20 protein-coding genes are annotated in these 23,266 nt (G+C 68.9%); 12 read left to right on the forward strand and 8 right to left on the reverse strand.

The genetic code is table 11. The features are described from left to right. Positions 1–7: 7 nt before the first annotated feature. Together AC5592_RS27235 and AC5592_RS27240 are read right to left on the reverse strand one after the other, a co-directional pair. Positions 8–790, reverse strand: a complete 783-nt coding sequence (locus AC5592_RS27235) for a tyrosine-protein phosphatase (protein WP_157163371.1) — start codon at positions 788–790, stop codon at positions 8–10. After that, a complete protein-coding gene (locus AC5592_RS27240) occupies positions 780–2,909 on the reverse strand; it encodes a pyruvate, phosphate dikinase (RefSeq protein WP_063920403.1) in 2,130 nt (709 codons plus the stop codon). Before AC5592_RS27240 ends, AC5592_RS27235 begins: the two co-directional genes overlap by 11 nt. 278 nt (positions 2,910–3,187) lie before the next feature. Here AC5592_RS27240 and AC5592_RS27245 point away from each other — a divergent pair, with 278 nt between their 5' ends. Next, positions 3,188–4,900 (forward strand): AMP-binding protein, encoded by a 1,713-nt coding sequence (locus AC5592_RS27245; RefSeq protein WP_198163951.1) that lies wholly within the window; start codon positions 3,188–3,190, stop codon positions 4,898–4,900. 46 nt (positions 4,901–4,946) lie between these two features. On the opposite strand, the gene AC5592_RS27250 is transcribed toward AC5592_RS27245, so the two are convergent. Genes AC5592_RS27250 through kstD form a run of 3 tightly spaced genes read right to left on the reverse strand, consistent with a single transcriptional unit; the run spans position 4,947 to position 8,265 of the window. Beyond that, positions 4,947–5,768 carry an SDR family NAD(P)-dependent oxidoreductase gene (locus AC5592_RS27250; protein ID WP_063065880.1) on the reverse strand — a complete coding sequence of 274 codons (822 nt, stop codon included), beginning with the start codon at positions 5,766–5,768 and terminating at the stop codon, positions 4,947–4,949. Positions 5,769–5,785: 17 nt separating this feature from the next. Next, positions 5,786–6,517 (reverse strand): glucose 1-dehydrogenase, encoded by a 732-nt coding sequence (locus AC5592_RS27255; RefSeq protein ID WP_063065881.1) that lies wholly within the window; start codon positions 6,515–6,517, stop codon positions 5,786–5,788. 2 nt (positions 6,518–6,519) lie between these two features. Then, positions 6,520–8,265: a 3-oxosteroid 1-dehydrogenase gene (gene kstD / locus AC5592_RS27260; protein ID WP_063065882.1), complete on the reverse strand. Its 1,746-nt coding sequence runs from the start codon at positions 8,263–8,265 to the stop codon at positions 6,520–6,522. 154 nt (positions 8,266–8,419) lie between these two features. Between kstD and AC5592_RS27265 the strand changes: the two genes are divergently transcribed. From AC5592_RS27265 to AC5592_RS27280, 4 genes are all read left to right on the forward strand, one after another. Beyond that, the gene (locus AC5592_RS27265; RefSeq protein WP_063065883.1) at positions 8,420–9,547 is read left to right on the forward strand and encodes an LLM class flavin-dependent oxidoreductase; all 1,128 of its coding nucleotides are present in this window, start codon (positions 8,420–8,422) and stop codon (positions 9,545–9,547) included. 100 nt (positions 9,548–9,647) lie between these two features. Then, the gene (locus tag AC5592_RS27270) at positions 9,648–10,409 is read left to right on the forward strand and encodes a glucose 1-dehydrogenase (protein ID WP_036499547.1); all 762 of its coding nucleotides are present in this window, start codon (positions 9,648–9,650) and stop codon (positions 10,407–10,409) included. Positions 10,410–10,548: 139 nt separating this feature from the next. Then, the gene (gene lipP1 / locus AC5592_RS27275; RefSeq protein ID WP_051024437.1) at positions 10,549–11,520 is read left to right on the forward strand and encodes a LipP1 family hormone-sensitive lipase; all 972 of its coding nucleotides are present in this window, start codon (positions 10,549–10,551) and stop codon (positions 11,518–11,520) included. Between the two features lie 45 nt (positions 11,521–11,565). Beyond that, the gene (locus AC5592_RS27280) at positions 11,566–12,789 is read left to right on the forward strand and encodes an RtcB family protein (protein ID WP_063065884.1); all 1,224 of its coding nucleotides are present in this window, start codon (positions 11,566–11,568) and stop codon (positions 12,787–12,789) included. Between the two features lie 17 nt (positions 12,790–12,806). On the opposite strand, the gene AC5592_RS27285 is transcribed toward AC5592_RS27280, so the two are convergent. Then, complete coding sequence (locus AC5592_RS27285) at positions 12,807–13,286, reverse strand: hypothetical protein (RefSeq protein ID WP_030512770.1); 480 nt, start codon at positions 13,284–13,286, stop codon at positions 12,807–12,809. 149 nt (positions 13,287–13,435) lie between these two features. Between AC5592_RS27285 and AC5592_RS27290 the strand changes: the two genes are divergently transcribed. The 4 genes from AC5592_RS27290 (at position 13,436) to AC5592_RS27305 (ending at position 18,516) form a co-directional block, all read left to right on the forward strand. After that, positions 13,436–14,323 carry an alpha/beta fold hydrolase gene (locus AC5592_RS27290; RefSeq protein ID WP_036499542.1) on the forward strand — a complete coding sequence of 296 codons (888 nt, stop codon included), beginning with the start codon at positions 13,436–13,438 and terminating at the stop codon, positions 14,321–14,323. A gap of 114 nt (positions 14,324–14,437) precedes the next feature. Continuing rightward, complete coding sequence (locus tag AC5592_RS27295) at positions 14,438–16,561, forward strand: RecQ family ATP-dependent DNA helicase (RefSeq protein ID WP_036499539.1); 2,124 nt, start codon at positions 14,438–14,440, stop codon at positions 16,559–16,561. Positions 16,562–16,618: 57 nt separating this feature from the next. Next, positions 16,619–17,590, forward strand: a complete 972-nt coding sequence (gene ligD / locus AC5592_RS27300) for a non-homologous end-joining DNA ligase (RefSeq protein WP_036499570.1) — start codon at positions 16,619–16,621, stop codon at positions 17,588–17,590. Then, positions 17,587–18,516: a D-isomer specific 2-hydroxyacid dehydrogenase family protein gene (locus AC5592_RS27305; protein ID WP_036499537.1), complete on the forward strand. Its 930-nt coding sequence runs from the start codon at positions 17,587–17,589 to the stop codon at positions 18,514–18,516. The genes ligD and AC5592_RS27305 overlap by 4 nt, the downstream gene beginning before the upstream one ends. A 19-nt stretch (positions 18,517–18,535) precedes the next feature. Here the strand turns inward: AC5592_RS27305 and AC5592_RS27310 are convergent, their stop codons facing one another. Next, positions 18,536–18,997 carry a nuclear transport factor 2 family protein gene (locus AC5592_RS27310; RefSeq protein WP_036499535.1) on the reverse strand — a complete coding sequence of 154 codons (462 nt, stop codon included), beginning with the start codon at positions 18,995–18,997 and terminating at the stop codon, positions 18,536–18,538. A 91-nt stretch (positions 18,998–19,088) separates the two neighbouring features. On the opposite strand from AC5592_RS27310, the gene AC5592_RS27315 reads away from it, so the two are divergent. The 3 genes from AC5592_RS27315 to AC5592_RS27325 all read left to right on the forward strand — a co-directional run bounded on the left by AC5592_RS27315 (position 19,089) and on the right by AC5592_RS27325 (position 22,799). Beyond that, complete coding sequence (locus tag AC5592_RS27315) at positions 19,089–19,661, forward strand: TetR/AcrR family transcriptional regulator (protein WP_036499533.1); 573 nt, start codon at positions 19,089–19,091, stop codon at positions 19,659–19,661. A gap of 289 nt (positions 19,662–19,950) precedes the next feature. Further along, the gene (locus tag AC5592_RS27320; RefSeq protein ID WP_063065901.1) at positions 19,951–21,612 is read left to right on the forward strand and encodes an amidase; all 1,662 of its coding nucleotides are present in this window, start codon (positions 19,951–19,953) and stop codon (positions 21,610–21,612) included. Positions 21,613–21,704: 92 nt separating this feature from the next. Then, positions 21,705–22,799: a methyltransferase gene (locus tag AC5592_RS27325; RefSeq protein ID WP_063065885.1), complete on the forward strand. Its 1,095-nt coding sequence runs from the start codon at positions 21,705–21,707 to the stop codon at positions 22,797–22,799. Positions 22,800–22,810: 11 nt separating this feature from the next. Here the strand turns inward: AC5592_RS27325 and AC5592_RS27330 are convergent. Then, positions 22,811–23,266, reverse strand: a 456-nt coding sequence (locus tag AC5592_RS27330; RefSeq protein ID WP_063065886.1) for a hypothetical protein, incomplete at its 5' end; no start/stop codon positions are given.

Here is a 23,266-nt window from a genome sequence, read left to right on the forward strand (position 1 = left end):
GTATCCACTACCCGGTGACCAGGGCGTACCGCAACATCGTCAGCTCCTCGGCCGTCAGCCCGTGCTCGCGCAGCCAGCGGGCGGCACCGCCGTGGTCACGCCGCAGGTCGTCGAGGAATCGCAGCATCACGGCCGCTTCGACGGCCAGAATTCCGGTACTCGTCGGCGGCAGCCCGGAATAGGAGTTCAGCGCGTCGAGCCGGTTGCGTACCCGCGTCATCCGCTCGTTGGTGAGGGCGTAGTCGGCCGCGATCACCTCCGGCGCCACCCCCACCGCATCGAGCAGAACCGCCGCGAGCACTCCGGTGCGGTCCTTACCTGCCGCGCAATGGAATACGACCGCCTGCCGGTCGGCATCGGCGACCAGCCGCGCCGCGGCGACGATCTCCTCCGGACTGCCGGCGAGCAGCTGTCCGTACAGCTGTGCCAGGTCCACGCGCGTCTTGTCCGGCACCAGATCCCGTGCGGCGAGCGAGGATTGCGCCGATTTGCGGACCGGCAGATTCACCTTCTCGATCGCCGCGGCGGCCAGCAGGCCGTACCCTTCCCGTTCCACCTCGTCGGGCAGCCGCAGGTCGATCAGGGTACGCATCCCGACCGAGCCCAGCAGCAGCGCCACATCCGCCTCGGTCGCCTGCTGCAGGGTGCTCGACCGCAGCGCCACGCCGAATCGGGTCGTACCGCCGTCGTCGACCGGCAGTCCGCCGAGATCGCGGACGTTGTCGATTTCCTCGAAGTCGACCCAGCGCCGGGTCGCGTCGAATTCCTGGGCGATCGGATTACTCGGCACGGCCGGCCGCCGCTTCGTCGGCACGGCTGAGCCCGCACAGCCCGATCAGATCTTCGTGCAGTTCGAACCACACGGTGTGATAGCTGTCCATGATCGGCCGCGCCACCCAGGTGTGATCACCGCCGGCGATCCGCTCGACGGCCGTCTCCAGCCGCTCGCGGTACCGGGCCAGTCGCGGTGCGATCGATCCCAGCCGCTCGGCCAGGGGCCGCACCCGGGTGTGCAGTTCGGTGAGCCGGTCCAGCACCGCCGCATCGTATTCGGCGTCGCCGTGGTCGTTGGGTGTGGCCGCGTCCTTCATCTGCCACGCGGTCACGATTTCCTTCAGCTCGGCGTTGACCACGCAGAAGTCCTCGTAGGCGGCGGCCATCGCGGCGGTGTCGACCTCGTCGCGCTCGGCGGACAGCAACTCGCCCAGGCGATGTCGCCCGTCGGGCGTCAGCCGCACCCCCGCGGGGGTGTCGGCGCACAATCCGCCGGCCACCAGGTCCGCACACCGCGCGCTCACCTCGTCCGCGTCGCCGCCCAGGCTGGCGGCCACCGCGTCACCGCGCACCCGGCCCTTCACCCCGATCAGGCGCAGCAGTTCCAGCTCGCTCACGGTTCGGGTAATCGCCTGTGCAACAACGACTTCCGCATCGCCGGCGAGGGCTCCCGCGAGGTCATCGGGTGCCACCCCCGCCCATTCGGCGAGTCTGCGCACATCGTCGAGGACCGCGCCGTCCACGTCTCCACCGGCGACCTCGCCCGCCCACACCACACCGGCGCCGCCGTCGACCGTGACGCTGCGTCCCGCGAGCGCGTCCACGACACCCGGGCCGCATCCGACGACACACGGCCGCCCGAGTTCCCGGCTCACCAGGGCCGCATGCGACGTGGTGCCACCCAATTCGGTGACCACCGCGCGGGCCGCGATCATGCCGGGCAGATCATCGGGACTGGTCGTCGGCCGGACCAGGACGACGTTCTCGCCCGCCGCCGCGCGCGCCTCCGCCTCGTCGGGATCGGTGACCACGACACCGAAAGCCAGTCCCGGGCACGCGGATTCACCGCGGGCCAGCGCTTCGCCCGCGTCCGCCGCCGTGGTCGCGGGCTGCAGGACGGCGCGAATCTGGTCGGCCCCGACCCGCTGCAGCGCCTCCGAAGCGGTGATCAGGCCTTCCTCCGCCATCGCGACCGCGGCTCGCACCGCCGCCCGCGCCGAACGCTTCGCCGGACGCGACTGCAGCATCCACAGCGTGCCGGATTCGACGGTGAATTCGATGTCCTGGATATCACACCCGTCGCGTTCGAGCAGTTCCGCGGCGGCGATCAGTCGATCGTGCACCTGCGGCTGGGTGGCGGCGAGGTCGCTCAGCGGGCGCGGCGTGGTGCGGCCCGACACCACGTCCTCGCCCTGCCCACCGACCAGCCATTCGCCGTAGGCCGGCCCGTCGCCGGTATTGGGGTTGCGGCTGAACAGCACGCCTGTCCCCGACGCGTCGTCGAGGTTGCCGAACACCATCGCCTGCACGGTGACCGCGGTGCCGAGGTCGTCGGACACGCCGCGGTTGCGCCGATACGCCTTGGCGCGCACCGAATCCCACGACCGGAAGACCGCGGTGATCGCCGCGCGCAGCTGTTCCCACGGGTCCGCCGGCACCACGCCGTCGGGTGATTGCAGCACCGTCTCGCGATACTGCGCCCGGAAACGCCGATGCGTGTCGGCGGCATAGCCGGCGCTGCCGGTCGCGGCGGCGAGCGCCTGTTCGACCCCGTCGTTGATGCCGAGGTTGAGAACGGTGTCCATCATGCCGGGCATGCTCACGGCCGCGCCCGAACGCACGGAGACCAGCAGCGGCCGGCGGATCGAGCCGAAGGTACGGCCGGTGCCGTGCTCGAGCATGGCGACGCCATCGCAGACCGCCCGCCAGATGTCGTCGGCGATCGTGCCGCGCTCGGTGAAATCACGCCACGCGTCGGTGGTCAGCACGAATGCCGGCGGCACCGGCAGCCCGAGCCCGCGCATGTGGTTGATACTCCAGGCCTTGCCACCGATCCGGTCCCGCGACAGCGGGCAGTTGCCGTCCAGTCCGACGACGGTTTCCGATCGTTGGGCCAGCTCCGCACCCGCGGTCATGTCACTCCTTCGGTCCATCCATCGGGGCATCGAACCCCCTGCCGCCCCGGTCATCCTTCGAGAGTGCCGCCCGACCGTCCTCGGCCAGTAGCGATGGTCCCGCTGAGCGGATGCGGGAACCCACGTCGCTCCCGTGATACCACTCACCGGGACCGGCGGTGTGCGAACGGCCTGCGCGGCACCAGCCTGCGGCACCATGGGCCGTGGACCGCCCGACCGGCGGCCGGCGAGGTGTGTTCGACAGTGTGTGTATCCGGACAGCGATGGTGTGCGAAGAGATGACGGCGGAACCCGCGACGATTCCGGCTCTGGTATCCGCACAGGCACGCTGGAACGGGTCGACCGTCGCGATCGTCGAGGGCCGCACCCGCCTCACCTACGCCGAACTCCACGCCGAGGCGCTACGGGTGACCCGCGCGGCGATGGCCCGCGGGGTGGCCGCCGGAGACCGGGTCGCGATCTGGGCACCCAACAGCGCCCGCTGGATCGTGACCGCCGTGGGCCTGCTCGGCGCGGGCGCCACCCTGGTGCCGATCGGCACCCGGCTGCGCGGACCGGAGGCCGCGGCGATTCTGCGCCGCACCCGATGCCGCGGACTGTTCACGGTGCGCGGATTCCTGGGCATCGACTATCCGAGCCTGCTGGCGGACCAAGGCCCCTTGCCGGACCTGGAATTCACGGTCCTGCTGTCCGGCACGCATGCCACCGACGACAGCGCCACTTCCCCATCGATGTCCGACGACGACCAGGACCCGCCGACCGGCGCTGCCCGGTCGGTTACCGGTTCGGGGCACCGGCGGCGCGACCGGCACGAGCCCGATGGATGCGCTCCCCGTCCGCCCGATCGGCGTGAGAGCCCACCGATCGGCTGGCGAGACTTCATCGCCGACGCCGCGCGAATCCCGTCGTCGGATGCCGAATCACGAATGGCCGCATTACCTTCCGACGCGATCAGCGACATCCTCTTCACCTCCGGCACGACGGGCTCCCCCAAAGGGGTGCTCACCACGCACCAGCAAACCCTGACCGTGCTGGACCGGTGGGCGAGCGCGGTCACCCTGCGGCACGGCGACCACTGTCTGCTGCCGAATCCGTTCTCGCACACCTTCGGATACAAGGCGGGCATCGTGGCTTGCCTGTCGCGGGCGGCCACCATGTATCCGGTGCCGGTGTTCGATCCGCGATCCGCGGCGGATCTCATGACAGCCGAGCGAATCACCGTCCTCGCCGGCCCGCCGACGATTTTTCTCGATCTCCTCGCGACAGGGCGGTCGTTTCCGGCGCTGCGACTGGCCGGCACCGGCGGCACGGCGATTCCGGCGGAGCTGATCGCCCGGATGCGTGCCGACCTCGGAGCCGATCGGGTCTTCACCGCCTACGGTCTCACCGAATCGGTCGGCGTGGTCGCGGTGTGCCCGCCCGGTACGGATATCGAACGCACCGCCCACACTGTGGGTAAAGCGTTGCCGGGCAGCGAGATTCGAATCCTGGACGTCGAAGGCCGCGACGTGCCGGCCGGTACGCCCGGCCGGATCGTGGTGCGCGGCCCGAACGTGATGTGCGGATATCTCGACGACCCCGCCGCCACCGCCGCCGCCGTCGACCCGGAGGGCTGGCTGCATACGGGCGATATCGGCGCCCTGGACCCCGGCGGTTGGCTGCGGGTCACCGACCGGCTCGAGGATATGTTCATCGTCGGCGGGTTCAACGTCTCTCCGGCCGAGGTCGAACAGACGCTGCGCCACTATCCGGGCATCGCCGAGGTGGCGGTCGTCGGCGTACCCGACGAGCGCCTCGGAGAGGTCGGCGCCGCCTTCGTGGTTCCCTCCGGGACGGCGCCGTTCGACGCGGACGATCTGCTCGCGTGGTGTCGCACCCGCTTGGCCGGATACAAGATCCCGCGCACGGTGCGGATAGTCGACCGGTTGCCGCGCACGACTGCCGGCAAAGTCCACAAGCGCCGATTACGGTGCGCGGAGGGGAGCCACTGAGCCCGGGCCGGTGATTCAAGCGATCACCGGCCCGGCCGCGAGTGGTCTACTTGCTGACCTCGTTGCGCATCTGCGCGGTGAGGATCTTCTGATACCCGGAGCCGAAGATCCGCGGCAGCAGATCGATCATCCGGGCGTCGTTGCCGATCAGCACCTTCGCCTTGTCCTTGCGGATACCGTCGACGATCGCCTTGGCGGCCTGTTCCGGACTGGTCTTGGCGAGCCGGTCGAAGTTGGCGGCCAGCGCGTCGCGATCGCGGGTGGCGCCCGCGCGCGCCTTCCACGCGATCTCGGTCTGGATCATGCCGGGATGGACGCAGCTCACCGCGACGTTGTGCCCGGCGATCTTCATTTCCTGGCGCAGCGCGTCGGTGAAACCCCGGATCGCGAACTTCGTCGCGTTGTAGGCACCCTGGGTCGGGCAAGCGGCCAGGCCGAACATGCTCGACACATTGACGATCGCGCCGTCACCGGAGGCGATCACATGCGGCAGAAAGGCTTTCGTTCCGTAGGCCACGCCCCAGAAGTTGATGTTGACGATCCATTCGAAATCGTCCCAGCTGACCTCTTCGGTGCTGGCGGTCAGTGACACACCGGCGTTGTTGACCACGATGTTCACCCCGCCGAAATCGCCCGCCACCTGGTCGGCGTGGGCGTACACGGCGTCCCGGTCGGTGACGTCGAGCCGGTAGGCGCGGGCGTGGCCGCCCCTCTTCTCGCACAGCGCGGCGGTCTCGGCGACATTGTCGATATTGCGGCCGGACAGGGCCAGGCGAGCGCCGTGGCCGGCCAGCTCCAGGGCCAGGGCCCGCCCGATACCGGCGCCGGCGCCGGTGATCACGGCGGTCTTACCTGCGAAATTCTTCACCGCGGAAATCCTTTGTGTCAGTGGGAGGTGAATCCGCCGTCGGCGACGAATTCCGAACCGGTGCTGTAACCGGACTCGTCGGAGATGAGGAACAGCACCAGATTCGCCAATTCCTCCGGGGTGCCGGGACGTGCCAGCGGCTGATCGTGGAACATCGAATTCGAGCGCGCCGAATCGCTGGTCATTTCGGTCATCACCACACCGGGATGCACCGAGTTGACGCGAATTCCCATGGGCCCGAACTCTTGTGCCGCGGTTTTGGTCATACCGCGCACCGCCCATTTGGAGGCGGTGTAGCCGAGGATGTTGGAGAAGCCGATGATGCCGCCGACCGAGGAAATGTTCACGATCGACCCGCCACCGGCACGCCGCATCGATCCGACCACGGCCTTCATCCCCAGGAAGACACCCACCTGATTGACGTCGATCACCTTGCGGTAGTCCGCTTCGGCGAGCGTTTCGATCGGATCCACGTGCACGATTCCGGCGTTGTTCACCAGGCCCGAGACGGGCCCGAACGCCGATTCCGCCTGCGCGACGACATCGTTCCACGCGGATTCGTCGGTCACGTCGTGGGCGACGAACAGCGCCGCGTCGCCCAGCCGCGCGGCGGTCTGCTTACCCTCTTCCGCCAGCACATCGGTGATCACGACCGAGGCGCCCTCGGAGACGAGCCGCTGCGCGAACGCCGCACCCATGCCCCGGGCCGCGCCGGTGACGACGACCGTTTTACCGTCGATCCTGCCCATGATCACTCCTGTCCCGTGCGTGCGGGCGCCTTGCGGCCGTTGCTCGCGCGCTTGGACGCCGATGCGGCGACCGCTTCCCGCGGTTCGCGTTCGTCGGCGAGGTGGTTGGCCGCGATGTACCCGAAGACCATGGCGGGGCCGATCGTCGCTCCGGCGCCCGCGTAGTCGTTACCCATGACCGACGCCGAATTGTTGCCCGCCGCATACAGTCCGGCGATCGGCGCATTCTGTTCGTCGAGCACGCGGGCATATTCGTCGGTGCACAGCCCGCCCTTGGTGCCCAGGTCGCCGGGCACCATTTCCACCGCGTAGAACGGTCCTCTTTCGAGCGGCGCCAGACACGGATTCGGCTGCACGGTGGGGTCGCCGTAATACCGGTCGTAGGCGGAATCGCCGCGTCCGTAATCCTCGTCGCGCCCACTGCGGGCGAAGCCGTTGAAGCGCTGCACCGTGGCGGCCAGCGTCGCGGCGGGAACACCGATCTTGTTCGCCAACTGCTCGAGCGTATCGGCCTGGGTGATGATTCCGGCGTCGAGATATTTCTGCGGAATCGGACGCTTCGGGAAGTTGCCCAGGAACAGATATCTGTCGCGGAAGGTCTGGTCCATGATGAAGTAGGCCGGAATATGGTCGACCCCCGCGGCCTGCTGCTCGTACATGGTGTGCACGACATTCACATACGGGGCCGATTCGTTGACGAACCGCTCCCCCGCGTGATTGACCATGATGCCACCGGGTTGTGCCCGTTCGGCCAGGCAGAAGAAGGGCGGACCCTCGGGGTTGCGCACCGACGGTCCCCACCAGGCGTCGTCCATGAGATCCACCGCGCCGCCTGCCTTCTGACCCGCGACGATCCCTTCGCCGACGTTCTCGGTGGCGCCGACCGTCCAGTCGGTGGATTGCGGCCCGGAGATGTACTGCTTGCGCATCTCCAGGTTGTGTTCGAAACCGCCGGCCGCGAGCACCACGCCGCGGCGGGCCTTGATCAGCACCGGAACGCCCTGGTGTTCGGCACGCACACCGACCACGGCACCGGCCTCGGTGACCAGTTCGGTCAGCGGGGTGTTCAACCACACGGGCACGCCGGCATCGCGCAGCGACAGCCACAGTCGTGCGGCCAGGGCCTTGCCCAGGCTCAGCGGCAGCCGGCCGCGCAGCTTGTTCGCCACCGCCTGCGCCCCCACCTTCATCGCGGTGCGCTTACCGGCCCAGGTGCGGGCGATCATGTTCAGATCGTGGAAGTCGCTGACGGTGAAGGCGATTCCCTTCGGCCCCGACATGGTCGGCTGGTTGATCTTGTGCAGATCACCACCGAGCAGACGGCCGTCGATCGGAGCCGGTTCGATGCTGCGGCCCTGTGCGAGCCCGCCCGGGAATTCCGGGTGGTAGTCGGAGTAGCCGCGGTCGTAGACGAACTGCCAGTACTTGCTGCGCGCTCCGATGTAGCGCATCATCTCCGGCCCGTGGTCGAGGAAGGCACGCTGCTTCTCCTCCGGGACACGTTCGCCCACAACGGCTTTCAGATATGTCCGAGCCAGTTCCGGGCTGTCCGGCACACCCGCGGCCTGCAGCACCGGATTGTTCGGGATCCAGATTCCGCCGCCGGAGCGCGCGGTGGATCCGCCGAAGCTGCGGCTCTTTTCGATCATCGTCACCGACAGCCCGCGATAGGCGGCGGTCAATGCCGCGGTCATACCGGCGGCGCCCGAGCCGACGACCACCACGTCGAATTCGAATTCCTGTGTCATCCGTCCTTCTTCCCCATCGTTGCATCCGACGCTATGGCCGCCCGGCCGCGGCGACACGGGACGGTCCCGACCAGCGGGACTTACGGCTGACCAGTACGGGTCCGGGAAGGAGTATTTCGATTAGGCATACACCGCTACGACAGGGAGCACGCGGATGAAGTTCTCGATGATCTTCGAGGCCCAGATGACCGATCCGACCGCCGAGCACGAGGCGCAGGTGCTGCGCGACTGTGTGGAGCAAGCCGTGCTGGCCGACGAGATGGGCTTCGACACCGTCTGGGCCGTCGAACACCACGGTCTCAAGTGGTACGCGCACATGAGCGCCCCCGAAATCTTTCTGACCTGGGTGGCGGCCAAGACCCAGCGCATCCGGATCGGCCACGGCGTGGTGTGTATGCCCTTCAACTTCAACCACCCGGTGCGCGCGGCCGAACGCGCGGCGATGCTCGACGTGCTCTCCGGCGGGCGGCTGAATCTGGGCGCCGGACGCGGTGCGACACCGGTCGAGACCTCCATGTGCGGGGTGGACCCGGAACGCACCTACGCCGAGGTCGAGGAGTCGCTGCGGATGATCGGCCGGGCCTGGCAGGATCCCGAGGGCGAATTCGAATATCACGGCGAACTGCTCGACATCGCTCCGCATTCGCTGCTGCCGCGGCCGGTACAGCGTCCGCATCCCCCGCTGTTCATGGCGTGCACGAAGAAGGACACCCTGAAGCTGGCCGCCGACTACGGAATCGGCGCTCTGGTACTGGGTTTCGCGGGAGTGGAGGAGATCACGGAACTGCGCCGCACCTACGACGAGGCGATCGCGGCCCGTACCGGTGAGCGGTTCGTCTCGACGGTGACCAACGACCACTTCGCCGCCCTGTGCCCCACCATCGTGCTCGACGACCGGGAGCGGGCGCAGCAGATCGGCGCGCGCGGCCAGCGTTTCTTCGCGCAGTCGATCAAGCACTACTACGGCGCCGGTCCGGTGCCGGACGAGGCCGTGGATCCGACCGTGGACGAGGTGGCGCGGATCAAGGAGGCCGCCGACGAGCACGTCGCCTACCTGCACGAGGCCAAGATTCCGGTGAAGGCGGGGTCGACCTCGGTGTTCAATGCCGACCACGCCTACGGCAGCCCCGAGGACGCCATCGCCTACGTCGAGCGACTGCGCGACGCGGGCGCCGACGAGATCCTGTGCCTGATCCAGATGGGCACCGTGCCGCAGGAGGCCTGCCTCGAGACGATCCGGCACTGGGGCGAGAAGGTCATTCCGCACTTCCGGAATCAGTGATCGGACAACCACACGCCGGTCTCGCTCATCGAGACTGCCGCGAGCCGAGGACGCCGGATGCGGCGCAGGATCTCGGCATATTTTCAGGAGGAGAAGTCGAATGGTCGATCTCACAGGCAAAGTCGCATTGATCACCGGCGCGGCGCGCGGTCAGGGCGCGGCGGAGGCACGCCTGTTCGTCGAACGTGGTGCGCGGGTCGTTCTCACCGATGTACTCGACGCCGAGGGAAAGCAGTTGGCCGACGAACTCGGCGAGGCGGCGCGCTTCGTCCGCCATGACGTCACCTCGGCCGACGACTGGAATGCCGCTGTCGCCGTGGCCGTTTCGGAATTCGGCCGGCTCAACGTGCTGGTGAACAACGCCGCGATCTACACCGCGAAACCGCTCACCGACACCACGCCGGAAGAGCTGGAGAGGATTCTCGGGGTGAATCTGGTGGGCGCGTTCCGGGGTATCCGGTCGGTGGTGGGGCCGATGTCCGAGGCGGGCGGGTCGATCGTGAACATCTCGTCTCAGGCCGGACTCGAGGGCCTGATGGGGCACTCCGCCTACGGCAGCTCCAAATGGGGCCTGCGCGGCCTCACCAAGACCGCGGCACTGGAGCTGGGGCCCAGGGGAATTCGCGTCAACTCCGTCCACCCCGGCCCGATCGCGACCCCGATGGTCCCATATCTGACCACCGGCCCGGGCAGCTTCCCGACCTTGCCGCTGCAGCGCACCGGCGTGCCGGAGGAGGTCGCCGAGCTGGTCGCCTTCCTCGCCTCGGACGCCTCGTCGTATGTGACCGGCGCGGAAGTCACCATCGACGGCGGACTCGCCGCCGGGAAGTTCCTGCCGCCGGAGCTGCAGGAGGCGCCGTGAGCGAGCGATGCACACCCGGGCACCGGCGCGGTACCGCGGCGTCGAGCCCCCGGCGGGGCGGAGACGGCGGTCGATGCGGCCGCCGACGCCCGGCACTGCTCGTCGGCGCGTCCGGGGCTCTGGGTTCGGTCGGTGTCTCATGGCGATGACGCCGCGAACCCGGGCGGTCGTCGACGCCGCGACCGCCGCGTTCCCGAAGCTGGGAACCGACGTCCTCGACGCGGCCGAAGCGCGACGGCAGCTCGCGGCGCGGCCACCGGCCCCGATCGATCCCGTTCCGGTTGCGGCCGTACGGAATTCGGCCATCACCGGCCCCGGCGGCGCCGACATCCCCGTGCGGATCTATACCCCACGGGGCGGCACCGAGCCGCTGCCGGTCATCATGTTCTGCCACGGCGGCGGGTTCGTGATCTGCAGTCTCGACAGCCACGATCAGTTCTGCCGGACGATGGCGAACGAGACCGGCGCACTGGTGGTGTCGGTGGACTACCGCCAGGCGCCGGAACATCGGTTCCCGGCCGCCGCGCAGGACGCGTACGCCGTGTTGCGCTGGATCGGCGCGGCCATAGCAGAGCACGGTGGCGACCCCGCCCGGATCGCCGTCGCCGGCGACAGCGCGGGCGGCAATCTGGCGGCTGTCACGGCGCTGATGGCCCGCGATCTGGGCGGCCCGGCGGTGGTCGCGCAGTTGCTCATGTACCCGATGCTGGATCCGGCTCGCGCGAGCGCGTCGTACCGGGACAACGCGCAGGGTTATTTCGTCACCGACGACCATTTGCGCTGGTACTGGGAGCAGTACCTCGGCGACGCCGACGGCACCGATCCGTATGCGGCGCCCCTGCTGTCCGACCCCGCCGGGCTACCACCGGCGCATATCGCCACCGCCGAATACGACCCGCTGCGCGACGAGGGCGAGGCCTACGGGGCGCACCTGGCCGCGGCCGGCATCCCCGTCGAGGTGCATCGCTACGAGGGCATGTTCCACGGATTCATGACCATGGGCGATGTGCTGCCGGAAACCGGCGTCGCGAACGAACGCGCCTTCGCGGCACTGCGCCGGGCCTTAGCTGTGCCGGCCCGGCCGATATTCGGGTGCGCCGACGGCCCGTGATCCCTACCGTGAACAGGGAGAGTTGTTCACGAAAGGATCGAGATCATGTTTCCCGTCGAGCTGCGCGGCACCAAGGCGCAGACGCTCATGTGGGCCCACGAGCACGAGGTCGAGCCGGCCGCGCTGCAGCAGCTGCGCACCCTCGCCCAACTGGAATGGGTCTACGGCGTCCGCGTGATGCCCGACGTGCATCTCGGCAAGGGAGCCACGGTCGGGTCCGTCATCGCCATGAAGGACGCGGTCGCCCCGGCCGCCGTGGGCGTCGACATCGGCTGCGGAATGGAGGCCGTCAAGACCTCGCTGACCGCCTCCGATCTGCCGGACGACCTGCATTCGCTGCGCTCGCGCATCGAGGCCGCCGTACCGGTCGGATTCAACGCGCACAAGGAGCCGGTGAAGGTCACCCGCCTGCAGCTGGACGTGCACGGCCGCCGGGCGGCCGGCGCCACGTTGCGAGCCGGATGGTCCGCGTTCTGGAGCCGGTTCGGCGATCTCGATCCGGCGGTGCAGCAGCGAGAGTCCAAGGCGCACAAGCAGATGGGCACGCTCGGCGGCGGGAACCACTTCATCGAGGTCTGCCTCGACACCGAACAGCACGTGTGGATTCTGCTGCACTCCGGAAGCCGCAATATCGGCAAGGAATTGGCGGAGCGGCATATCGCCGTGGCCCGCACGCTCCCGCAGAACCGGGACCTGCCCGATCGCGATTTGGCCGTATTCCTTTCCGGCACACCGGAAATGGACGCCTACCGGCGCGATCTCAGCTGGGCGCAGGAGTACGCGGCGCGCAACCGGGCGGTGATGCTGGACCTGGTGTGCGGTGCCGTGCGTGACGAATTCGATGCGCTGGCTGTGCGTTTCGACGAGCCGATCTCCTGCCACCACAACTACGTGTCGGAGGAGATGGTCGACGGCATGCCGATGCTGGTGACCCGCAAGGGCGCGGTCCGGGCCGGAGCCGGTGACCTCGCCCTGATCCCCGGATCGATGGGGACCCGCTCATATGTGGTGCGGGGCAAGGGAAATCCCGCCTCGTTCCAGTCGGCCTCGCACGGTGCGGGCCGCCGCATGAGCCGCAACGCGGCCAAGCGGCAGTTCAGCGTCGCGGATCTGATCGCGCAGACCGACGGTGTGGAGTCCCGCAAGGACGCCGGGGTGATCGACGAGATCCCCGCGGCCTACAAGGACATCGACGCCGTCATCGCGGCGCAGAGCGATCTGGTCGATGTGGTCGCGACACTGCGTCAGGTGCTGTGTGTGAAGGGCTGAAGGCGGAACGGCCGCGTCTATTTGCGCAGCACACCCACCATGCCCGCACCCAGCAGCATCATGCCCGAGATCAGGGCGAAGCCGTAGGTCACCCAGGAGTGCAGCGCCACCTGCATCGTGGCATCGGTGAAGGGCAGATCGCCGATCAGGCGGAAGGTGTCGTCCGGGTACAGCAGGTGCAGCACGCCGGGAAAGATCCCCCACACCAGGCTGGCCACGATCGTGCCCACCGGCGAGAACGCGGCCATCGCCGCGACGAACAACAGCAGCAGGGAGCCGCCGAAGATCTCCAGCGCCGCGGTCCAGCGGTCGGTCACCGCACCCACGATGACCCAGTACCGGATATCGGCTCCCCCCTTGGCGGCGAACGCGATTCCGATGGGCGTCACGATGAGCCCGAACAGCACACCCGAGAGGGTCCGGCTGGTGACCCCGCGACTTTGGAACTGCGCGCCCGGTGGGGCCCAATCCGCAGGTGACTCGAACTTCTTGGCCATCGCCCGTTCCTCCCGCATTCCCGCGCATGCCAGTGGACCTCGCAGTCCGATCGCCCTCATTGTCCTGCCTCGCGACCGAAAATGCCCGACGCCGGGCGGAAAACGTTCGTGGCGTGGCGGTCCCGGGTTGCCGGTGGTTAGCATCGGCTATGCCCTCGACATCAGGATCTGCCCGACCGCCCGAAATTCCCGGAGTGCGCCGCAGTTTCATCGAGGTCCGCGGCGTGCGATTCCACGTCACCGAAGCCGGGGTGCCCGACGGCCGGCCGGTGCTGTTGCTGCACGGATGGCCGCAGCACCACTACGCCTACCGGCATCTGCTCGCCGATCCCCCCGCCGGGCTGCGCCTCATCGCCCCGGACCTGCCGGGTTACGGCTGGTCCGGCCCGCCGCCGCATCACTGGGCCAAGGAGGACGTCGCCTCCGACCTGCTGGCGCTGGTCGACGAACTCGAACTGCCGCGGCTGTTGCTCGCCGGTCACGACTGGGGCGGGTTCGTCGGATTCCTGATGGTGCTGCGGGAGCCGGAGCGGTTCGAGGGTTATCTGCCACTCAATATCGCGCACCCCTGGATCACCGCGCGGACCTTCGCACCGCACGCCTGGCGTTTCCTGATGTATCAGCCGCTGGTGGCTACCTTCGGCGTGCCGCTGCAGCGGTACACGCCGTTCGTCGATCGCCTGTTGCGGCTCAACGCCGACGCTCGGCGTACCTTCACCCCGGAACTCGCCGGGATCTACGGCGACCGGTTCCGCGATCCGGCGGTGGCCCGCGCGGCCACCGACACCTACCGCACCTTCTGGTTGCGGGAACTGCCCGCCGCCCGCCATCCGGAACGCCGCCGCGCCACGATCCCGATCCGTGCCCTGTTCGGCACCGGCGATGCGGCCATCCACCCCTCGCTGGCGGCCGCGGAGACCGCGCGTGCCGACGACTACACCGTCGAATACGTCCACGGCTGCGGACATTTCATCCCGGAGGAGCGACCGGACCTGGTGCGGGATCGGCTGCTGGCGCTGGCCGCCGAGACCGGTTAGTCAGCGCCGCGACCGGTCTTCCGATCACACGCGGGCCCGTCTCGGGACCGCGTTTCCGTGCACGGGGTGCGGCTGTAGCCGGACGGTGGCCAGGTGTCGGAGGGGTCGGGCACGATGGAGCGCGTGACTACCACCGAGCTGCGCGAATCCGCCGAATCCCTGCTGCGCGAGCTGGCCGGGCCCGGGGCGCGTCTGCGTGAGGACCAATGGACGGCCATCGAGGCGCTGGTCGTCCAGCGGCGGCGGGCGCTGGTGGTCCAGCGCACCGGCTGGGGCAAATCGGCGGTGTACTTCATCGCCGCGCGGTTGCTGCGGTCCCAGGGGCGGGGGCCGACGGTGATCGTGTCACCGCTGCTGGCATTGATGCGCAACCAGGTCGCCGCCGCGCGCCGGGCGGGAGTGATCGCGGAGACCATCAACTCCGGCAACGTGACCGAATGGGACGAGATTCATCAGCGCGTCGCCGCCGGTGAGGTCGATGTGCTGCTGGTCAGCCCGGAACGATTGAACAACCCCGATTTCCGCGATTCGGTGCTTCCAAAGCTGGCCGCCGACGCCGGCCTGGTGGTGGTCGACGAGGCGCACTGCATCTCCGACTGGGGGCACGATTTCCGTCCCGACTATCGCCGCATTCGCACGTTGATCGCCGACCTCGGCGAGGACATTCCGGTGCTGGCGACCACCGCCACCGCCAACAACCGGGTGGTCACCGATGTCGCCACCCAGATCGGCACCGACACCCTGGTGCTGCGCGGCACCCTGGACCGGGAATCGCTGCATCTGTCCGTGGTGCGGATCGACGACGCCGTCCAGCGGACCACCTGGCTCAGCCGGCAACTGGGCGAACTGCCCGGCTCCGGAATCATCTACACACTCACCGTCGCGGCCGCCCACGACCTCGCCGACGTCCTCACCGACCACGGATACCCGGTCGCGGCCTACACCGGTCGCACCGAACCCGGAGAGCGCGAAACCCTCGAACAGGCGCTGCTCGACAACGACGTGAAGGCGCTGGTGGCGACCTCAGCGCTCGGCATGGGCTTCGACAAACCCGACCTCGGCTTCGTGGTCCACGTCGGCGCCCCCTCCTCCCCCATCGCCTACTACCAACAGGTCGGCCGCGCCGGGCGCGGACTGGTCCCGGACGCCTCGAGTCCTTCCGGCCGGGCGGCCCGCGCGGAGGTCATCCTGTTGCCGGGGCCCGAGGACCGGCGGATCTGGAATTACTTTGCGTCCGTGGCCTTCCCGCGTGAGCAGGTGGTGCGGTCGGTGCTGTCCGCCCTGGACTACGAACGGCCAATGTCCACGGTGGCTCTCGAACCCCTGGTGGAACTGAGCCGGTCGCGGCTGGAGATGGTGCTGAAGGTCCTGGATGTGGACGGCGCGGTGCGGCGGGTGCGCGGCGGCTGGCTCGCCACCGGTGAACCGTGGACCTACGACACCGAACGCTACGAGCGCCTCGACCGCGCGCGCGAAGCGGAACAGCAGGCCATGCTCGAGTATCAGAGCACCGGCGAATGCCGGATGAACTTCCTGCGCCGCCAACTCGACGATCCGGGCCTGCCCCCGGACGCGCCCGGCTGTGGTCGCTGCGACAACTGCACCGGCCGCCGTTTCGACACCTCGGTCGACGCCGGCGAGGTGGCCACCATCCGGGCCCGGCTGGACCGGCCCGGAATCGATCTACTCCCCCGCAAACAATGGCCGACCGGACTGTCGAAGTTGGGAGTTCCGTTGTCCGGCAAGATATCCGACGGCCCGGAGGTGGGCCGGGTGCTGGGCCGGCTCAGCGATCTCGGGTGGGGTCAGCGCTTGCGAACCCTGCTCGACGCGCCCGACGGCCCGGCGCCCGACCATATCGTCGACGCCTGTATCGCCGTTCTGCGGGAATGGAAGTGGACGCAACGTCCCGGCGCGGTGATGGCCCTGCAATCGGCGACGCATCCGGTACTCGCCGCCGACCTGGCCGTCCGCCTGGCCCGCATCGGCCGTCTCACCGATCTCGGTGTCCTGCACACCCGTCCCGACCGGCCACCGGTCTCGGCGGCCAACTCCGCCCACCGCGTGGCGGCACTGTTCGACTCGTGGGAGACCCCCGACCTCACCGGCCTCGACACCCCGGTCCTGCTGGTCGACACCCACACCGACACCGGCTGGACCCTCACTCTCGCCGCCCGGACCCTCCGCCACGCCGGCGCCCCCGCGGTCCTTCCCTTCGCACTGGCCACTCCGACGTGAGGTACGGACGCGGCGCGTGCGGTGCCCGGCGATCGATCACCCACTATCGTCGATCCGGTGACCAGTAAGTCGACGCCGGCCGTGGAGTTGACGGTCGGCGAGCATACGGTGCGGGTGTCGAATCCGGATCGGGTGTACTTCCCGGAGCTCGAGGCGACCAAACTCGATCTGGTGCAGTACTACCTGAGTGTCGGCGACGGAATCGTCAACGCCCTGCGGGACCGGCCGTGCATGCTGCACCGCTTCCCGAAGGGATTGCCGGGCGGGAAGGTGCATCAGAAGCGGCTCCCGGCGGGGGCGCCGGACTGGATTCCCACCGTGCGCGTGCACTTTCCGCGCTACAACCGGCACGCGGACGAACTGTGCGTGCGGGAACTGGCGGACGTGATCTGGGCGGTGCAGATGTCGACGGTGGAGTTCCATCCGTGGAACTCGCGCCGCTTCGACACCGAGAAGCCCGATGAATGGCGCATCGATCTGGATCCGATGCCGGATTGCCCGTGGTCGCGGGTCCAGCGTGTCGCGGAGGTCGCGCACGAGGTCCTCGACGAGCTGGGTGCGGTCGGCTGGCCCAAGACCTCCGGCGGGCACGGCCTGCACATCTACGTGCGCATCGCGCCCGAGCACGGCTTCCAGCAGGTGCGCCGCGCCGCGCTGGCCTTCGCACAGGAGGTCGAGCGCCGCGCCCCCGACGATGTGACCACCACGTGGTGGCGCCGCGATCGCGATCCGGCACTGCTGTTCGTCGACTACAACCAGAACGCTCGCGACCATACGATCGCCGCCGCCTACTCGGTACGCGGCAATGCCGCCGCCACCGTCTCGACACCGGTGCGGTGGAACGAAATTCCCGATATCGAACCGAACGACTTCACCATCAACACCGTCCCCGCCCGCTACGCCGAACTCGGCGATCTGCACGCGGGTATCGACGACGCGGTCTTCGACCTGAATACGCTGCTGGAATGGGCCGACCGCGACCGGGTCGAGGTGGACCTCGACGAAGACGAAGGAGCACACGACGCATGACCGGCGCAGTCCGCATCGCACTGGCACCGCTCACCAATGACCTTCTGGAGCAGGCGATCACCGGCGCGGGAGCACGGCTTTCGGAGCTGAGCGACGCGCGGGCGCTGGTGTGGGACGGCGGGCCGAACGGATTTCCCGACCTGCCCGAGTCTATCGAGTGGGTGCAGTTGTACTCGGCCGGGGTCGAGGAGTTCTTCGACGCCGGCATCTTCGAACGCCATCCGAGCGTGGTATTCACCTCGGCGGCAGGCGCTTTCGCCAAGAGCGTTGCCGAGGGGACGATGGCGCTGCTGCTCGCGGGGGTGCGCTACCTGCCGGAGCACATCCGCGCCCACAGCTGGCGGCAGACCGAGTTCTTTCCGCATATCGGCACCTTGCGCGGGGCGACCGTCGCGGTCGTCGGCGCGGGCGGGATCGGCCGTGAGGTCATCGCCATGCTGGAGCCGTTCGGAGCCCGGGTGATCGCCGTCAACCGCTCCGGCCGCCCGATCGACGCCCCCCATGTGGTGGAAACGATTCCCGCGGAACGGATTCCGGAAATCTGGGCCCGCACCGATCACGTGGTCGTCGCCGCGCCCGCGACCGAGGGCACCCGCCACCTGATCGGCAAGGACGAACTGACCCAACTGAAACCGCATTCGTGGGTGATCAATGTCGCCCGCGGGTCGCTCATCGACACCGAAGCCCTGGTCGCCGCACTGCGGGAGGGCGCCGTCGGCGGGGCGGGCCTGGACGTCACCGATCCCGAACCGCTCCCCGACGGCCATCCGCTCTGGGACCTGCCGAATGCGATCATCACCCCGCACGATTCCAATCCGCCGCAGCTGCGTACAGCCGCCTTCGCCGACCACGTCGCCGCGAACGTCACCCGCTTCGCGCAGGGGCGTGAGCTCCTCGCACGGATCGATCCGGAGGCCGGTTACTGATCACCGCCCGTACCGGTGACTACCGCAGGGGGATGTCCACCCCGTGCTCCTCGGCCGGGCGCGGGCCGAATATCCGGCGATCCGCCTCGGTGATCGGCACGTCGTTGATGCTCGCCTCCCGACGTGCCATCAATCCCTGGTCGGTGAATTCCCACAGCTCGTTGCCATAGCTGCGCCACCATTGACCGGTACGGTCGTGCCATTCGTACTGGAACCGGACGGCCATGCGGTTTCCGCGAAATCCCCACAGGCTCTTACGCAGCGCGTAGTCGAGTTCACGTTCCCATTTCGCGGTCAGGAATTCGACGATCTGCGCACGGCCGGTGACGAATTCGTCCCGGTTCCGCCAGGTGGAGTCGGGGGTGTAGGCGAGCGCGACCCGGTGCGGATCCCGGGTGTTCCACGCATCCTCGGCCGCCTGCACTTTCTGCGCGGCGGTTTCCAGGGTGAACGGCGGATAGGGCGGTCGAGCTTCGGACATCGGATTCCTGCCTCTCCACGGGGAACGTTCGTTCTCCACCGATGCGTTACGGTAGGGAACGAACATTCTCGATGTCAAGGGAGTCCCGGCCATGCCCGCCACGCTCAGCGCCGAACGGAATGCGTCCGACCGCGCGGCGCTGCTCGACGCCGCCGAGGAGTTGATGTACACGCACGGCGTCCAGGCCGTCGGAATGGATCGGATCCGCGACGCGTCCGGCCTGTCGCTCAAGCGGATCTACACCCTGTATCCGACCAAGGAAGACCTGGTCGTGGCGATGCTGCGCCGCCGCGACGAACGGTGGCGCCAGGCGCTGGCCCGGTACGTCGAACGCGTCGACGATCCGCTCCGGCGTGTCGAGGCGGTCTTCCACTGGCTACGAGACTGGTTCGGCGAGCAGGGTTTTCGCGGTTGCGCCTGGATCAACATGCACGGCGAACTCGGTGCCGAGTCACCGGCCGTCCGCGCGGAAGTGCGCGCGCACAAGGCCGCCTTCCACGACATGATCGCCGGGTGGGTCGCCGCCACCGGATCCGACGCCGCCGACGCGATCTACCTGCTCGCCGAGGGAGCCATCGTCACCGCCGGCATCACCGGCGAGACAGCCGCCGCCTCGACCGCCGAAGCCGCTGCCGCGCAGCTACTTTCGGCTACCCGACGGTGACGGGAGAGATCAGCTCGGATCGTGGGTGAGGCAGCGGGCCGGATCATTACCCGATCCAGTTCTCACGCCGGTCGCGATCCGACGACATGCCGAACGTGACGCAGGGGACGCGCGACGCCTCCCGTACCCGGCGGCAACTCCCGGCCGACACCCAGATTTCATGGGATTGCGGTAGCCGATTCGGCGGCTACTGTGTCAAAGCGACGGCGGGACTGATAATTTCGAGGCTTCCACATAAGAAACGGCAGTGATTCACATTCACCGCCGCACGGATCCGGGGCGGACGATCATGCATGCAGCTTCCTCGCGCAGGGCGCTCTTTCGGGCGGCCGGCCTCGGCCTCGCCGCCGCGGCCGTGGCGCGTAGCGCGCCGGTCGCGGGCGCGCGCACCGTCTCCCGGCATGCACCGCTGCCGAATCCGTCCGATATCGCCACCACGGATCCGGCACTGCTGACCGCCACGGAGGCATCCGCGCTGCTACAGACCCGCCGGCTGCATCCGGCCGAACTGCTCGACGCCTGCTTGCGCCGCAGCGCGACCTACGACGGCGCGACCACCGCGTGGGTTCGTACCTATCCCGAGCTCGCCCATCAGCAGGCAGAGCGGGCCGCGCAACGACTGGCGGCCGGGAACGCACCGCTGATCTGCGGACTCCCGATCGCGGTCAAGGACATCTACGCGGCCGCGGGACTGCCGGTCACCGCGTCGAGCCGCGTTCTCGACGGCAATGTCGCCGCCGGGGACGCGACGGTCTGGCGGCGGCTGCGCGAGGCGGGCGCGGTCCTGATCGGGCACGTGCACACCGCCGAATTCGCGATGGCCACCGACACTCCACAGGTCGGAAACCCCTGGGATATCAGCGAATCCATCGGCGGTTCGTCGGGCGGTAGCGCGGCGGCGCTGGCGGCCCGATTCGCCCCGCTGTCGATCGGATCCGATACCGGTGGTTCGATCCGCATCCCCGCGTCCCGGGCCGGAGTCACCGCCATCAAGCCGACATTCGGCCGATGTAGCCGCTACGGCCTCATCCCCGTGATGTGGACCAGGGACCATCCCAGTCCGATGGGGCACAGCGTCGCGGACGCGTCCCTGCTGCTGTCGGCCATGGTGGGTCCCGATCCGAACGACCCGGTGACCGGTGTGGCGCCGGCGCCACCGGAGGACGGCTTCCCGCTGACGGCTACCGGTGGTGTGACACCGTTGTCGGGCAAGCGTTTCGGAGTGCCGACGGAATTCGTTCACCCACTTCCCCCGGCACTCGGCACGTTGTTCACCCGCTTCCTCGGGCTGGTCACCGCGCTGGGCGGCGAGACGGTGGAGGTCGCCATGCCGACACCACCGCTCGCGCTGGCCACCGGTGATGCGGTGGAGCTGGGGATGTTCCATCGGCAGTGGTCGGACAGGCTGTCGCTCTATCGGACCGAGAGCGCCGCGGTCGTGGCGATGGCACTGGCGGCGCTGGCCGCGCCCGCCTCCGACTACTGGCAGCTGGAACGCGACCGTGCGCGATTCCAGCGCCGGTACAACCAGTTGTTCGCCGACAACCGGCTCGACGCGGTGATTCTCCCCGGTGCGATCACCGACAGCTCGAAACGCGATGACATCGGCCCGATTTCCCTCATCGGCCCCTGCGATATCCCGATGATGTGGGCCAACTACACCGGCACACCGGTCCTGGCCCTGCCGGCGGGCCGATCCGCCGCCACCGGTCTGCCGTTCGGCGTGCAGCTCGGTGGAAAGCCCTGGGCGGAAGCCGATCTCATCGCCATCGGACTCGAATTGCAGGCCGCGGACACCGCATGGCGTGACATGCCCTCATTGCTCCCGAATCCGCGCACACTGCCCGAGATCGGCCCCGTGGCCCCCGGCGACGGCCCCGACCCGACCAACACCGACGCCGGAGCCCCCGCATTCAACTTCATCCCGACCACCAGCGCCGTCAACACGTGACCGGACAGCGATTTCTCCGGCGATACGCCGACACTCCCGCTGAGGCCGTAGGCTGCGGAGCGCGACCTGTCCGTCTCTCGGAGGAGTTGTGCATGGTGTTCGGGTTACCGAAACTGCCGCCGCTACCGCTGGTGCGGGCCGTCGGGACCGTTCGCTACGCGCTGGGCGAAGCCTATCGGCGGTTGGCGCCGGCGCCGCTGTCGTTGATGGAGTTGCTGGCAGCGGGGTGGTTGGCGCAGGCCATTCATGCGGCCGCGGCACTGGGGATCGCCGATGAGCTGGCGCAGGGGCCGCTCACCGGTGCGGAACTGGCGCGGCGCGTGGGTGCGGACGAGGATGCGCTGCGCCGGTTGTTGCGGCTGCTGATCAGTCACGGCATCTTCGCGCAGCGGCGCGACGGCCGCTACGCGCTGACCCCGCCCGCCCGGGCCCTGTGCCGCGACTCCCCGGAATCGCTGCGTGATGCGGCCCTGTTCTTCGGGTCGGCCACACATCGGGCGCATTGGACGCATGTGGTCGACGCGGTGCGCACGGGAAATCCGGTGGGGCCGCATGTGGACGGCGCTCCCTTCTTCGAATACATCCGCACCGACCGTCAATTCGGCGACCTGTTCGACCGCGCGATGACCAGCATCGGATCGCTCACCACGGAATCGTTGTTCGCCGCTTACGATTTCGGGCGCTTCTCGACGATCGTCGATGTGGGCGGCGGGCACGGCGCGATGCTCACCGAAATCCTCTCGCGCGCACCCGAAACCCGGGGCGTGCTGTTCGATCTGCCCGATGTGGTAGCCGGTGCGGCGGAGCGCTTCGCGGCCGCGGGATTCGACGAGCGGGCCGAGGTGACGGCGGGGTCCTTCTTCGAATCGGTTCCGGCGGGCGCGGAGGCGTATCTGCTCAAACATGTGGTTCACGATTGGCCGGATGCGCGTGCCGAACAGATCCTGCGCACCGTGCGCGCCGCGATGACGTCCCACGCCCGGTTGATCATCGTGGAAATCGTGCTGCCCCAGGACAATCGCCCGCATCCGGGTAAGTACACCGACCTGGAGATGCTGATCAACAGTGGCGGCCGCGAGCGCACCGCCGGTGACTACCGCGACCTGCTCGCGCGCTGCGGTTTCGCGCTGACCCGCATCACCGCGACGGTGTCACCGGAATCCGTGATCGAGGCACGGCCGGTGTAGGGCCACCCGCGTTATCGCGCACCGCGCGGACGCCGGCGCGGGCGAGCGGTGCCGAGGTGCTGCTCGACCAGTTCGCCCCACCAGTCGGCCAGCGATCCGACCAGAGACCAAGCGGCCCTGACTCGTTCGTCGTCGACCGTCTCGGCCTCGCGCAGCAGCACGGTGGCGCGGACCTGGGCGGCGGCGAGTCCGTCGACGGCCGCGCCGAGGGAACGCGCATGGGCCGCGGCGGCGGTGCGGTCGCTGACCCAGCGGTCGATGTGGACGACGATTTCCCTTCTGCGACAGTCGATCTCCGCCGCGCGGACCGGGGAGCGGCGGCGGGCGAGGTGAAGTTCGGCCAGTTCGCGGGCGGCCCTGGTGACCGGATGGTCGTCGGCCTGGTCGCCGAGGTGGCCGCAGCAGGCGGCGAGAAGTTCGTGCCCGTCGGGTATCTCGGGATGGAGTTCGGCGGCCGTGCCCGGGGC

Source organism: Nocardia violaceofusca NBRC 14427 (assembly GCF_963869435.1).
Lineage (GTDB): Bacteria > Actinomycetota > Actinomycetes > Mycobacteriales > Mycobacteriaceae > Nocardia > Nocardia aobensis.

Excerpts from the sequence above, each read along its gene's own strand:
- AC5592_RS27240 (WP_063920403.1), bottom strand. The coding sequence starts at position 2,909 with ATGACCGCGGGTGCGGAGCTGGCCCAACGATCGGAAACCGTCGTCGGA.
- AC5592_RS27245 (WP_198163951.1), top strand. The coding sequence starts at position 3,188 with ATGACGGCGGAACCCGCGACGATTCCGGCTCTGGTATCCGCACAGGCA.
- AC5592_RS27255 (WP_063065881.1), bottom strand. The coding sequence starts at position 6,517 with ATGGGCAGGATCGACGGTAAAACGGTCGTCGTCACCGGCGCGGCCCGG.
- kstD (WP_063065882.1), bottom strand. The coding sequence starts at position 8,265 with ATGACACAGGAATTCGAATTCGACGTGGTGGTCGTCGGCTCGGGCGCC.
- AC5592_RS27265 (WP_063065883.1), top strand. The coding sequence starts at position 8,420 with ATGAAGTTCTCGATGATCTTCGAGGCCCAGATGACCGATCCGACCGCC.
- AC5592_RS27270 (WP_036499547.1), top strand. The coding sequence starts at position 9,648 with ATGGTCGATCTCACAGGCAAAGTCGCATTGATCACCGGCGCGGCGCGC.
- lipP1 (WP_051024437.1), top strand. The coding sequence starts at position 10,549 with ATGGCGATGACGCCGCGAACCCGGGCGGTCGTCGACGCCGCGACCGCC.
- AC5592_RS27280 (WP_063065884.1), top strand. The coding sequence starts at position 11,566 with ATGTTTCCCGTCGAGCTGCGCGGCACCAAGGCGCAGACGCTCATGTGG.
- AC5592_RS27285 (WP_030512770.1), bottom strand. The coding sequence starts at position 13,286 with ATGGCCAAGAAGTTCGAGTCACCTGCGGATTGGGCCCCACCGGGCGCG.
- AC5592_RS27290 (WP_036499542.1), top strand. The coding sequence starts at position 13,436 with ATGCCCTCGACATCAGGATCTGCCCGACCGCCCGAAATTCCCGGAGTG.
- AC5592_RS27295 (WP_036499539.1), top strand. The coding sequence starts at position 14,438 with ATGGAGCGCGTGACTACCACCGAGCTGCGCGAATCCGCCGAATCCCTG.
- AC5592_RS27305 (WP_036499537.1), top strand. The coding sequence starts at position 17,587 with ATGACCGGCGCAGTCCGCATCGCACTGGCACCGCTCACCAATGACCTT.
- AC5592_RS27310 (WP_036499535.1), bottom strand. The coding sequence starts at position 18,997 with ATGTCCGAAGCTCGACCGCCCTATCCGCCGTTCACCCTGGAAACCGCC.
- AC5592_RS27315 (WP_036499533.1), top strand. The coding sequence starts at position 19,089 with ATGCCCGCCACGCTCAGCGCCGAACGGAATGCGTCCGACCGCGCGGCG.
- AC5592_RS27320 (WP_063065901.1), top strand. The coding sequence starts at position 19,951 with ATGCATGCAGCTTCCTCGCGCAGGGCGCTCTTTCGGGCGGCCGGCCTC.
- AC5592_RS27325 (WP_063065885.1), top strand. The coding sequence starts at position 21,705 with ATGGTGTTCGGGTTACCGAAACTGCCGCCGCTACCGCTGGTGCGGGCC.